The organism is Novosphingobium sp. BL-S-32 (assembly GCF_056857055.1).
Genome location: NZ_CM166476.1, coordinates 405197 through 417506, shown reverse-complemented (window position 1 = coordinate 417506; position 12310 = coordinate 405197). Strand labels below are relative to the sequence as shown.

At 64.6% G+C, this 12310-nt stretch carries 12 protein-coding genes; 5 read left to right on the top strand and 7 right to left on the bottom strand.

What is annotated here, in order from left to right:
- Positions 1-40: 40 nt before the first annotated feature.
- Both AC1VVK_RS02025 and AC1VVK_RS02020 read left to right on the top strand, forming a co-directional pair.
- On the top strand, positions 41-721 hold the full coding sequence (locus AC1VVK_RS02025) for a hypothetical protein (protein WP_482904170.1): 681 nt from the start codon (positions 41-43) through the stop codon (positions 719-721).
- A gap of 80 nt (positions 722-801) precedes the next feature.
- Positions 802-1269 carry an EF-hand domain-containing protein gene (locus AC1VVK_RS02020; RefSeq protein ID WP_482904169.1) on the top strand — a complete coding sequence of 156 codons (468 nt, stop codon included), beginning with the start codon at positions 802-804 and terminating at the stop codon, positions 1267-1269.
- A 1-nt stretch (position 1270) separates the two neighbouring features.
- On the opposite strand, the gene trmFO is transcribed toward AC1VVK_RS02020, so the two are convergent.
- From trmFO to gyrA, 3 genes are all read right to left on the bottom strand, one after another.
- Positions 1271-2647 carry a methylenetetrahydrofolate--tRNA-(uracil(54)-C(5))-methyltransferase (FADH(2)-oxidizing) TrmFO gene (gene trmFO, locus AC1VVK_RS02015; RefSeq protein ID WP_482904168.1) on the bottom strand — a complete coding sequence of 459 codons (1377 nt, stop codon included), beginning with the start codon at positions 2645-2647 and terminating at the stop codon, positions 1271-1273.
- Between the two features lie 98 nt (positions 2648-2745).
- A complete protein-coding gene (locus AC1VVK_RS02010) occupies positions 2746-3087 on the bottom strand; it encodes a DUF952 domain-containing protein (RefSeq protein ID WP_482904167.1) in 342 nt (113 codons plus the stop codon).
- A complete protein-coding gene (gene gyrA / locus AC1VVK_RS02005) occupies positions 3084-5876 on the bottom strand; it encodes a DNA gyrase subunit A (protein ID WP_482904166.1) in 2793 nt (930 codons plus the stop codon). The genes AC1VVK_RS02010 and gyrA overlap by 4 nt, the downstream gene beginning before the upstream one ends.
- A gap of 319 nt (positions 5877-6195) precedes the next feature.
- Here gyrA and AC1VVK_RS02000 point away from each other — a divergent pair, with 319 nt between their 5' ends.
- Complete coding sequence (locus AC1VVK_RS02000) at positions 6196-7527, top strand: hypothetical protein (protein ID WP_132385417.1); 1332 nt, start codon at positions 6196-6198, stop codon at positions 7525-7527.
- A gap of 90 nt (positions 7528-7617) precedes the next feature.
- Here AC1VVK_RS02000 and AC1VVK_RS01995 read toward each other — a convergent pair whose 3' ends face one another.
- Positions 7618-8292: a carbonic anhydrase gene (locus AC1VVK_RS01995; protein ID WP_132385416.1), complete on the bottom strand. Its 675-nt coding sequence runs from the start codon at positions 8290-8292 to the stop codon at positions 7618-7620.
- Positions 8293-8375: 83 nt separating this feature from the next.
- Here AC1VVK_RS01995 and lipA point away from each other — a divergent pair, with 83 nt between their 5' ends.
- Positions 8376-9332, top strand: a complete 957-nt coding sequence (gene lipA, locus AC1VVK_RS01990; RefSeq protein ID WP_482905098.1) for a lipoyl synthase — start codon at positions 8376-8378, stop codon at positions 9330-9332.
- Positions 9333-9372: 40 nt separating this feature from the next.
- The gene (locus tag AC1VVK_RS01985) at positions 9373-9819 is read left to right on the top strand and encodes a type II toxin-antitoxin system RatA family toxin (protein WP_132385415.1); all 447 of its coding nucleotides are present in this window, start codon (positions 9373-9375) and stop codon (positions 9817-9819) included.
- Positions 9820-9912: 93 nt separating this feature from the next.
- On the opposite strand, the gene AC1VVK_RS01980 is transcribed toward AC1VVK_RS01985, so the two are convergent.
- From AC1VVK_RS01980 to AC1VVK_RS01970, 3 genes are read right to left on the bottom strand one after another with little or no spacing between them, the layout of a single operon-like run.
- Positions 9913-10422: a CinA family protein gene (locus AC1VVK_RS01980; RefSeq protein ID WP_482904165.1), complete on the bottom strand. Its 510-nt coding sequence runs from the start codon at positions 10420-10422 to the stop codon at positions 9913-9915.
- Between the two features lies 1 nt (position 10423).
- The gene (locus AC1VVK_RS01975; protein WP_482904164.1) at positions 10424-10999 is read right to left on the bottom strand and encodes a hypothetical protein; all 576 of its coding nucleotides are present in this window, start codon (positions 10997-10999) and stop codon (positions 10424-10426) included.
- A gap of 11 nt (positions 11000-11010) precedes the next feature.
- On the bottom strand, positions 11011-12195 hold the full coding sequence (locus tag AC1VVK_RS01970) for a bifunctional 2-C-methyl-D-erythritol 4-phosphate cytidylyltransferase/2-C-methyl-D-erythritol 2,4-cyclodiphosphate synthase (protein WP_482904163.1): 1185 nt from the start codon (positions 12193-12195) through the stop codon (positions 11011-11013).
- Between the last annotated feature and the right edge of the window lie 115 nt (positions 12196-12310).

The following is a 12310-nucleotide window of genomic DNA, read 5'->3' as shown; positions in this document are numbered from 1 at the left end:
ACGGGCTTGCGCGGCAGACCATGGGGGCTAGAGAGGCCTCGTGTCCGAGCTATCCGCCCCCGAAAGTCGTCCCGAAGACCTGCTCCTTCCCGCATTGCCGCAGACCATGCGGCTTGCGCTGGCCTATGCGCCGTCGCGCGCAAGGTTGCCGACGCTGGCGTTGCTGGCGCTCGATCAGCGGCTTGCGGGCCTGCTTCGGCACTCGCGAGAACCTATGATGGCGCAGATCCGTCTCGCCTGGTGGCGCGAGACGCTGGCGCGCGATGCCAGCGAATGGCCGGAGGGCGAGCCCTTGCTGGCCGCGCTTCGAAGCTGGAATGGCGCGCATACGGCTCTCGTGGCGCTTGTCGACGGTTGGGAAGCGCTGACCGGGGAAGCGCCGCTGGCTCCCTCTGCGCTGGAAGAGATGGTCGATGGCCGCGCCGCTGCCTTTGCGGGCCTTGCTCATGCACTGGGCCATGAGGGGGAGGCTGAGGCCGCACGAACTCTCGGACGGCGCTGGGCACTGGCCGACCTCGCGACGAAGCTGAACCATCCGGGCGAAAGCGTGGTCGTGCGCCGTCTCGCCCAGGCCGAACAGGAGCGACCCGCGCGGGTGTCACGCGCGCTCAGGCCGCTTGCGGTGCTGGAAGGGCTGGCGCGCGAGAACATGATGAGCGGCGGGCAAGGCTCGGCGCGAACCGTGCTCAAGGCCATGCGGATCGGCCTGCTCGGTCGCTGAATTTGCAGCGATAACAGACATGTAATTTCCCTGAGGCGCGAAGCCGAGTGGATAAGTCGCGCAATTTCAGGGAGATTGCGATGCAGCGCTTCATCCTCGGCGGCGAGACGGTGCTACTGCTGCTGTCGCTGGGACTGTTCTGGTGGCAAGGGCGTGCCGAAGTGGAAAAGGCGGCGCCGCCTCCGGTCGCGGCCAAGCCGCAGCCTCATCCGACCGACATTCCCAGTGCCGATCTTGAAAATCTGGCGGGTCCGGAACTGCCCGAAGCGACGCCGCTCACCCGGGAGCAGCGCCGCTTCGCGCGTTACGATTTCAACCGCAACGGCAAGATCAGCCGTCAGGAAATGTCGTCGACCCGTACCGCGGCATTCCGCAAGCTCGACAAGGACGGCAACAATCTGCTGACTTTCGAGGAATGGGCCTTGGCGACGATCGACAAGTTCGACCGTGCCGATGCCAACCACGACGAGATCCTGACCCCGGACGAATTCCGCGCGACCGCGCCGCCCCCTCCCAAGCCGAAACCGAAGTGTTCGTGCAAACCCTGAGTTATGCGGGCGTCAGGTCTGCCAGCCAGGGGGCGATCTCTTCCTTGGCGCGCTCGGTATAGGCTTCCTTGCGCTGCTTCTTCTTCACGTCATGGAGCGGCGGGAAGAGGCCGAAGTTGACGTTCATCGGCTGATAATGCTCGGCTTCGGCATCGCCGGTGATGTGCGAGAGCAGGGCGCCGAGCGCGGTCGTGCGTGGCGGGGCCTGCCATTCGCGACCCGTCAGTTCGGTCGCCGTCATCAGGCCGGCCATCAGGCCGACCGCCGCGCTTTCGACATAGCCTTCGCAACCGGTGATCTGGCCCGCGAAGCGCACGTGCGGCGCGGTCTTCAGGCGCAGCTGGCGGTCGAGCAGGACCGGCGAATTGATGAAAGTGTTGCGATGCAGGCCGCCGAGACGTGCGAATTCGGCGTTCTCAAGGCCCGGAATCGTGCGGAACAGGCGCACCTGCTCGGCATGCTTCAGCTTGGTCTGGAAGCCGACCATGTTCCACAGCGTGCCTAGCTTGTTGTCCTGCCGCAGCTGGACGACGGCATAGGCCCAGCGGCCATTCGGGTGTTCAGGCGTGGCCCAGTGCGGATTGTCCAGCCCGACCGGCTTCATCGGCCCGAAACGCAGTGTTTCAACGCCGCGTTCGGCCATGACTTCGATCGGCATGCAGCCATCGAAGTAGGGCGTATTCGCTTCCCATTCCTTGAAGGCCGTTTTCTCGCCATCGAGAAGTGCCTGATGGAAGGCAAGGTACTGCTCCTTGTTCATCGGGCAGTTGATGTAGTCCTTGGTCTCGCCGCCCAATTTCGAAGGCTTGTCCCAGCGCGAGGCCATCCAGCACACATCCATGTCGATCGACTCGCGATAGACGATGGGGGCAATGGCGTCGAAGAAGGCCAGGCTGTCGGCTCCGGTCGCCGCGCCGATGCTGTGGGCCAGCGATTCGGCGGTCAGCGGGCCGGTGGCGACGATCGTGGTGCCTGCTTGCGGCAGCACGTCGATCCGTTCGCGCACGACGTCGAGGTTGGGCAGGGCGGCAAGCCGCGATTCCACTTCGGCCGAGAAGGCGTCGCGGTCGACTGCGAGCGCGGAACCGGCGGGAACCTGCGCCTTGGCCGCCGCCGCCATGATCAGCGAATCGCAGCGGCGCATCTCGTGGTGGAGCAGGCCGACCGCATTCTTCTCGTCGTCGTCGGAGCGGAAGGAATTGGAGCAGACCAGTTCGGCCAGGCCATCGCCCTGATGGGCCGGGCTTCTTTCGCCGCCCTTGTCCGCGGACGCGCCGCGCATTTCCGAGAGGCGAACCTTGAAGCCGCGACGGGCAAGCTGCCAGGCGGCTTCGCTGCCAGCCAGGCCGCCGCCGATGATGTGAACGTCATAAGTCATGGCGGTTGCGCCTAGACCTTTGCGGCGCGATGGGGAAGGGCAAGGTCATCCCCGGTGAGTGCGCATCCGCGCAGCCTTCGGCGTTTCAGGCCGAAAATTCAGGCCGGAAAGAGCAGCTTGCCGTCCTCGGCATAAGTGACAGGAGCGTGCGCAACGACGGCCGACAACGGCAGATCTGCGTAGATATGCGGAAAAAGTGCGCCGCCGCGCGAGACTTCCCACTTCACCGCATCGCCGAGCACATTCAGATCAACGGCGGCAAGGGCGAGGCCGGTCTGGCCGGAAAAGTGCTTTTCCAGCGTTTCCTGAGCCTGCGCGGCAGTGGACATGTGAATGTAACCGTCGGCCTTGTCGATCGGTGCGCCGGTGAAAACCCCTTCGGCGAGCAGCTGCTGGAGCTGCTCGCCGGTCAGGATCTTGTAGGCGATCGAGTCGCTCACGCTTCGGTTTCCGGCGTCTCGTCCGGAGTTTCCGGTGCATCGGATGCGCCGGCTTCGATTTCGGTGCCTTCGCCTTCGACGACATCCTCATCGGCCTCGTCGAGACGCACCGCGCTCACCACATGCTCATCGCCGGAGACGTTGAACAGGCGCACGCCGGCCGAGCCGCGACCGATTACGCGGAGCGAATCGAGCGGCAGGCGGATCAGCTTGGCCTGATCGGTAACCAGCATGAGCTGGTCGGCACGAGTCGCCGGGAAGCTGGCGACAACCGGACCGTTGCGGGCGATGTTGTCGATATTGGTGATGCCCTGACCGCCACGGCCGGTGCGACGGTACTCGTAGGCCGAGGACAGCTTGCCGTAACCGTTGGCGCAGACCGTGAGGATGAACTGCTCCTTTTCGACAAGGTAGTCGAAACGCTCGGCGTCGAGCGAGCTTTCGCCTTCCTTCTCGCCCTTCCAGGGTGCGAAGCGGAGGTAAGCCTCGCGCTCTTCCTGGTCCTGCACGCCGACGCGGTGCAGGATCGAGAGCGAGATGACCTCGTCATCGTCCTTCAGCGTCATGGCCTTCACGCCCGTGGACGTACGGCTTGCGAATTCGCGCACCAGATCGCCGGCGAAGCGGATGGCCTTGCCCTGACGGCTTGCCAGCAGAACGTCGTCCGAGTGCGAGAGCAAGGCCACGCCGATCAGACGATCGTCGTTGGGCGTGCCGTCCGCATCGGGCTCGAACTTCATCGCGAACTTGCCGTTCGACGGGATGTTCGCGAAGGCGTCCATCGAGTTGCGGCGCACATTGCCCTTGGCCGTCGCGAAGACGACCGAGAGCTTGCTCCACTCCTTCTCGTCTTCGGGGAGGGCGAGAACGGTCTGGATCGTCTCGTCCTTGTCCAGTGCGGGCAGGAGGTTGACGATCGGGCGGCCACGCGTGGTCGGGCCGCCTTCAGGCAGCTTGTAGACCTTGAGGCGATAGACTTTGCCGGCGGTCGAGAAGAACAGCACCGGGTTGTGCGTGGACGTGACGAACATCGTCGTCACCACGTCCTCGTCCTTCGTCGCCATGCCGGCGCGGCCCTTGCCGCCACGGTTCTGAGCGCGGAAGGTCGAGAGCGGGGTGCGCTTGATATAGCCGTCCATGGTCACGGTAACGACCATGTCCTCGCGCTCGATCAGGTCCTCGTCCTCGATGCCCTCGGCAGCGCCGGTCAGCACCGACACGCGCGAAGTGGCATAGAGTTCGCGCACGGCGACCAGTTCGCCGCGCATGACGCCGTAAAGCTTCACGCGGTCGGCGAGGATCGAGAGGTATTCCTCGATCGCGGTGGCCAGTTCCTTGAGCTCGTCGCCGATCTCGTCGCGGCCCAGCGCCGTCAGGCGGTGCAGGCGCAAGTCGAGGATCGCCTTCACCTGGATCTCGGACAGGCGGTAGGATCCGCCATCCTGCTCGGCGCTGGGCTCGATCGCCTCGACGAGGCGGATATAGGGCGCGATATCGCCGATCGGCCATTCGCGCGTCAGTAGGCGGGACCGTGCCTCTGCCGGATTCGGCGCGCTGCGGATGATCTTCACCACTTCGTCGAGGTTCGAAACCGCGACGACGAGGCCCAGCAAGATATGCGCCCGGTCACGCGCCTTGTTCAGTTCGAACTTGGTGCGGCGGGTGATGACCTCCTCACGGAACTGGATGAAGGCCTGGATGATATCGCGCAGGTTGAGGACTTCGGGGCGGCCGTTCTTGATGGCCAGCATGTTGGCCGCGAAGTTCGACTGCGCCGGGGTGTTGCGCCAGAGCTGGTTGAGCACGACTTCCGGCGTGGCATCGCGCTTGAGGTCGATGACGACGCGCATGCCTTCGCGGTTCGATTCGTCGCGGATGTCCGCAACGCCGTCGATCCGCTTGTCCTTGGCGGCTTCGGCGATCTTCTCGACGAGGCCGGCCTTGCCCACCTGATAGGGAATCGAGGTCAGCACGATCGAGCGGCGATCGCCGCGGCCTTCCTCGATCTCATGGCGGCAGCGCATGATGATCGAGCCGCGACCAGTGAGGTACGCATTGCGCGCACCGCCCTGGCCGAGGATCAGAGGCGCGGTCGGGAAGTCCGGCCCCGGGATGATCTGGATCAGTTCCTCGATCGTGACCGCCGGATTGTCGATCATGGCAAGGCAGCCATCGATCACTTCGCCGAGGTTGTGCGGCGGAATGTTTGTGGCCATGCCGACGGCGATACCGCCGGCGCCATTGATCAGCAGGTTCGGGAAACGCGCCGGCAACACGGTCGGCTCGCTTTCGGAACCGTCGTAGTTGTCCGCGAAGTCGACCGTGGCCTTTTCGATATCGGCCAGAAGCTCGTTCGACACCTTGTCGAGACGCGCTTCGGTGTAACGCATGGCGGCCGGCGGATCGGGGTCCATCGAACCGAAGTTGCCTTGGCCGTCGATCAGCGGAACGCGGAGCGACCACGGCTGCGTCATGCGCGCCAGCGCGTCGTAGATCGCGCTGTCACCATGCGGGTGATACTTACCCATGACGTCACCGACGATGCGGCTCGACTTGCGGTAAGGACGCCCGGCAACATAGCCTGCTTCGTGGCAGCTATAGAGAATGCGGCGGTGCACGGGCTTGAGGCCGTCGCGCACGTCCGGAAGCGCGCGGCTCACGATCACGCTCATCGCGTAATCGAGATAGCTCGTCTTCATCTCATCGACGATGTCGATGCGGGTGTATTCGCCTTCGGGACCGGGGTGTCCGGGACCGTTCTGCTCTGGAATGTCGGTGTCGTCGCTCACGCGCTGGATCGTTCGTTGCTGCGGGACAAGGGATGATGGATCGCCCTAGGGCATGCGTAAGGCGAAAGCCACCGGAACGCGCTGGGCGAGGGGGTCAAGCGTTCCTTTTTCCACACTTATGGAGTGTGCGGAGCAAACCGGCGCGCTGCAAACCCGGAAAGCTTGCGACGAAACGCATTCAATCAGCGTTAAGCGGCGTACATCTAATCGGGCGCCGAGGTTGCCAAGCGACCATTTCGACGCCAAACCGGCGCGGCGCTTTATGCGGTGCCGCTGTTCGCGGCGCGACCGTATGTGTCTTGTTGAGGAGTTGGCCTTGATGGCTCGCAAGTTCCTGATTTCCCGAATTGCCCTCGCCGTGGCCCTGAGTGGCGGCATGGCGGTTGCCATGGTGCCGGCTGCGGCGTCCGCCAAGGACGCCAAGAAGGCAGACGCGGCCAAGTACTCGGATGCCTTCATCAAGGCTGCCGGTCCCATTGAAAAGGCCGTCAACGCGGCAACTGCGGCGCTTCCGCAGGGCGCAGGTCCGGATGCTTTCCCGGCCGCCAAGTCGAGCATCGACACCGCGCTCGGCGGCAACGGCAAGGCTGCGATGGAAGCCGCCATTCCCAGCGCGACGACGCCTGACGACAAGCTTGCGCTTGGTCAGCTGATCCGCACCTATGGCGTGCTCGCGCAGGACCTCGCGTTCAAGCAGAGCGGCGTGCAGATGATGATCGCGAGCGGCAAGATCCCGGCGACTTCGGCCGGTTCGACCTACTTCGACGCGGGCGTCAACGCTTTCAACCTCAAGGACTACGCCAATGCGGCGACGTACCTGAAGCAGGCCAAGGACGCCGGCTATCAGGATCCGCAGGGCCAGCTCGACATGATTCTGGCGGAATCCTACAAGCGCGGCAACAACCCCGAAGCCGCGATGGCGATGGCCAAGGCCGACATCGACGCGGCCCGCGCCAAGGGCGTCGCGCCCAGCGAATCTTCGCTGCGCAGCGTTCTCCAGCAGGCTTACAACGCCAAGCAGCTTGATGCTTCGGCCGAATATGCCGGGCTGCTGGTGCAGTATTATCCGCGCGACGAGACGTGGAATATTTCGACCTCGATCGTGCGCCAGTTGGGCTCGTTCGACAAGTCGGACAACCTTGACCTCATGCGCCTGATGTTCATCAGCGGCGGCATGAAGGACAAGCGCGACTACTTCGAATACCTCGAAGATGCCGATCCGCGCGCCTATCCGGGTGAAGCGCTCAAGGTCATGGACCAGGGCCTTGCCAAGGGCCTGCTGACCCAGGCTGAAGTGGGTGCGGACCGCGCCAACAGCGCCTCGCGCGTTCCTGCCGACAAGGCTTCGCTGCCCGCAACCGAGCGTGATGCCCTGAAGCCCGGCGCCACTGCCGCGCAGGTGATGACCGCTGCGGACGTGTTCCTCAGCTACAGCCAGTACGACAAGGCCGAAGAACTCTTCAAGGCCGCGCTCGCCAAGCCCGGCGTCGATGCCAACAAAGCCAATCTGCGCCTCGGCATGGCGCAGGCGATGCAGGGCAAGAACGCTGAAGCGCAGGCGACCCTTGCCAAGGTTACCGACAAGCGTTCGTCGATCGCCAAGCTGTGGTCGGCCTATGCTGCCGGCAAGGGTGCACGCCCGGCTGCCTGATCCGGCGGTTGCGGTGCAAAATGAAAGGGCGGCGGGTTATCCCCGCCTCCCTTTTCGTTTGCTGTCGATTGTTCGCCGGGTGGGCGATCGTCAGCGAACCGGTGCGAACTTTCCGGTGTCGTCGTCCATCAGGTGCAGTTCGCCATCGGAAATCGCGAAGAACGTGCCGCGCAGCTTGAGTTCGCCGTTCTTTACCTTGTGGCGCACGCAAGGGAAGGTCATCAGGTTGTCGAGGCTGACGCGCACCGCGGCCTGTTCCATCTCGCGCTCGGCCGGGCGGCCCGTGATGCCGAACTCGGCCGCGACCGGGGCGCGGGCGTCGTCGAGCATGGATATCCAGTCGGCGATGAATCCGCCTTCACCCGGCTCGGTTCCACGCAGTTCCTGTGTGAGGGCCGCCTTGCAGCCGCCGCACATGCCGTGGCCCATGACGACGATTTCCTTCACCTTCAGCACCTGCACCGCAAATTCGAGCGCGGCGGAGACGCCGTGATGGCCGGGATTGGTCTCGAAGGGCGGCACCAGCGCAGCGACATTGCGGACCACGAAGATTTCACCGGGATCGACGTCGAAGATCTGCGAGGGATCCACGCGGCTGTCCGAACAGGCGACGATCATGATTTCCGGCTGCTGGCCTTCGCTGAGGCGGGCCCAACGCTCGCGATGCGGGGTCCAGCCCGAGTCGCGGAAGCGGCGATATCCGGCGATCAGGTTGTCGAGGACGCGGTTTTCTGGAGCGTTTGATTCTGTGGGTGAAACGGTCATCGGGTCCTCCATTGATGCGCACGCAACCCATAGAGCGGATATTCGCACTGGCAAGCCGGCAAGCTTGCGACTATCTGGGCCCCATGAACGACCTCTCCTCCGTGCCGAGCCCCGAGCAGAAGCCTGAACGTCAGCGCAAGCCCGACTGGATCCGCGTCAAGGCGCCGACCAGCAAGGAATATGGCGAAACTCGCCAGCTCATGCGCGATCTCAAGCTTAATACGGTTTGCGAAGAGGCGGCATGTCCGAACATCGGCGAGTGCTGGACCAAGAAGCACGCCACGGTGATGATTCTGGGCGACACCTGCACGCGCGCCTGTGCGTTCTGCAATGTGAAGACCGGCATGCCCGGCCGCGTCGATCCGCTTGAGCCCGAGCATGTGGCCGAACTGGCCGTGAAGACGGGCCTTGAGCACATCGTCATCACCTCGGTCGATCGCGACGATCTTCCCGATGGCGGCGCCAACCAGTTCGTGAAGGTGATTCAGGCCCTGCGCGCCGCGACGCCCAACACGACCATCGAGATTCTGACGCCCGATTTCCGGGGCAAGATGCGCCGCGCGGTCGAGGCGATCGTGGCCGCGGGTCCGGACGTCTACAACCACAATCTGGAAACCGTGCCCCGGCTCTATCCGACCATTCGCCCGGGTGCGCGTTACTATGCCTCGCTGCGTTTGCTGGAAGAGGTGAAGGCGCATAACCCGCTGATCTTCACCAAGTCCGGCGTGATGCTGGGCCTCGGTGAAGAGCGTTTGGAAGTTCATCAGGTGATGGATGACATGCGCTGCGCCGACATCGATTTCCTGACCATGGGCCAGTACCTGCGCCCGACGCCGAAGCATGCGGAGGTCAAGGAATTCGTCACGCCCAAGGCGTTTGATGCCTATGGCGCCATCGCCCGCGCCAAGGGCTTCCTGCAGGTTGCATCCTCGCCGTTGACGCGTTCGAGCTACCATGCGGGCAAGGACTTCGCCGAAATGCGCGCCGCGCGCGAGGCCAAGCTGGCGAAGGCCGCATCCGGGGCCGGAGCGGCCCGTTGATGCTCCGTACCTCCAAAGCAGCGACGACCAAGGCCTGACCGTGCCCGGAATTCACGAAGTCTACCGGCTGCCTTATAGCGCCGAACAGATGTTCGACCTCGTCGCCGACGTGGGTCGTTATCAGGAATTCCTGCCCTGGGTGGTGGCCACGCGCGTCAAGTCCGATACCGGGACCGAGATGATCGCGGACATGTTGGTGGGCTTCAAGGCACTGCGGGAGAAGTTCACCTCACGCGTCGAGAAGGTTCGTCCGCGCGAGATCAAAGTCCACTATGTCGATGGCCCGATGAAGGACCTCGACAACTGCTGGACCTTCCATCCGGTCGACGCGCATAGCTGCGACGTGGAGTTCGACGTGCGCTTCAGCTTCCGCAACGCCCTGTTCGAGAAGCTGGCCGGGCAGTATTTCGACAAGGCTTTCCGCAAGATGGTGGCCGCCTTCGAAGCGCGGGCGCACGATCTCTACGGGGAACCGCAGACCAGCTGAGCAGCCTGCGGCCGCCCAGTTTCGGTCAATTTTCCCAGCGGCACCTAAAGTGACCCAAGGCGTAGCTTGGGATCACCTAACCCGGTTTTGCAGTCACTCGCTGCCCGGCAGCAGCAGTTCGAGCGCGATGAGCGCGGCCTGATGCCGGATTTCGGCGCGGCCGGTGCCATCGAGCTGCTTTTGCTCCGCATTCACATCTTCCTCACCGCGCTCCGCACGGGCGAAGACCACGGTGCCGACCGGCTTGAACTCGCTGCCGCCATCAGGCCCGGCGATACCACTGATCGCGACGGCGACGTCGGCACGGCTGTGGGTGATTGCACCTTGGGCCATCGCCCAGGCCGTCGCCGGGGAGACCGCGCCCAACGTGTCGATGATGTCGGCGGGCACGCCGAGCTGTTCCTGCTTGGCCTCGTTCGAATACGTGATGAACCCGCGATCGAGCACCGCGGACGAGCCCGGCACTTCGGTGAGCGCGGCGCAGACGAGCCCGCCGGTGCAGCTTTCCGCCACGGCGACCTTGCGCCCGATCGCCTTGTTCTCGGTAATCACGCGCTCCGCGAGGTCGTAGAGATCCTGCGGGAAGAGGATGATGTTCGGCATGTCAGTCCTTGCAAAGGGTCAGCCCGGCGATCCTGGCCTTGTCCCCGACATCGGCGGGGGCAATGTCCCGGGCCTTGGCGGTGGCTTCGACGATCAGGGCGATCAGTCCGGCAGTGTTCTCGGGCGGCAGGGGCGACAGCAGGTCGATCGCGAGATCGATGCGGTCGCATGATTTGAGCGGAAGGTTCTGCGAGACCAGCCCTTCGACAGTGATGTCGACGAGCGGGCGCAGCGAATCGTCAGGCAGGTTGCGTGCGAACTTGGCTACGTCCGCGCTCTGGCCTTCGCCGAGCTTGAGGAAGGCGGCCTTGGCTTCGGGCCAGTAGCGGCCCTTTTGCGAGGCGTAGCGGGCCACCAGCTCGTCACTATGTGTGCGCAGATAGGCATTGGCGGGCAGCACTTGCTGGCAGCGCTTGGACGTGCCCGATATGACTTGCGGCAGCGCGTAGCTGAACAGCGCCTGCGCCTCGCCGCGGGTCAGGCAGGTCGCTTCGGCGGCCTGCGCCATGCCGGGCACCAGCGCCATGACGGGCGCGAGCAGGGCCGCAGTGAGCGACAGGATCTTGCGATGGGCCATGTTGAGCGCTCCTAGATCCGGACGAGGCTGATCGCCGCCTGTGCGGCAATGCCTTCGGCTCGTCCGGTGAAACCCAGTTTCTCGGTAGTGGTTGCCTTGACGCTGATCGCGGCGATGTCTGCGCCGAGGATTTCCGCGAGTCTTGCGCGCATGGCCTGCCGGTGCGGGCCGATCTTGGGCGCCTCGCAGATGATCGTCACGTCGGCATTGGCCAGCATGTAGCCGGCCTCGCCCACCAGCTTTCCGGCATGCGCCAGGAAGCGGTCGGACGCGGCGCCTTTCCATTGCGGATCGCTCGGCGGGAAGTGCTGGCCGATGTCACCCGCGCCGATTGCGCCCAGCAGCGCATCGACGAGAGCATGGATGGCCACGTCCGCGTCGCTGTGGCCGGAGAGGCCGTGCGTATGGTCGATCTTCACGCCGCAGAGCCAGAGTTCCTCGCCCGCTTCGAGGCGGTGGACGTCGTAGCCTGTGCCGACGCGGATCGGCGGCGTGGAAGGGGTGAAGTCGGCGGCGAAAGTCAGCTTGTGCAAGGCTTCGTCTCCTTCGACGAGCGCGATTTCGAGACCGCCCGCCTGTGCTACCTGAGCATCGTCCCCGGCGGTGGCGGCGCCTTCCCACGCCCGGTGGGCGGCGAGGATCCCGGCGAATCGGAAGGCCTGAGGGGTCTGCACCCGCCGCAAGGCTTCGCGGCGGGCCGGGGCGCCCATCGTTTCGCCGCTATCGCCGCATTCGGCGTGGGCAAGGCTGTCGACCACCGGCAAGACCGGGATCGCACCGTCATGATGCCCGAGGGCGGCGGTCAGCCGGTCGATGACGGCAGCGGGCAGGATCGGACGGGCGGCGTCGTGGATGAGCACGAGGTCGGGCGCGGAACCCGCCAGAACTTCAAGGCCGAGTCGCACCGATTCCTGCCGCGAGGCACCACCCGTGGTTAGCTGGATGTCCTTGATCCCGGCGAGAATTTCGCGAACCAGCGCATCGGCGCCTTCGGGGATAGCCACCATGATCGGCGCAACGCCTGCGCCGCTGAGCGCCTCGACCGAATGGCGAAGCACCGGCTTGCCGCGCCAGAGCGCGAACTGCTTGGGCAAAGGCTGCCCGGCCCGGAGGCCCTGACCGGCGGCAACGACGATCGCTGCCACCTTTTGCCCGTCTTCAGTTCGCTGGTGCGGAATTGTCTGGTCGTGCGACATTGTGCTCGCCGGTAATCGCTTGCCGTCGTGAGGGCAATCCACTATGCGCTGCCTGTTTTTTAGGCACGCTGCGTTTTCAGGGCACGTGACATTTTTAAGGCAATTTCGAGCTCGC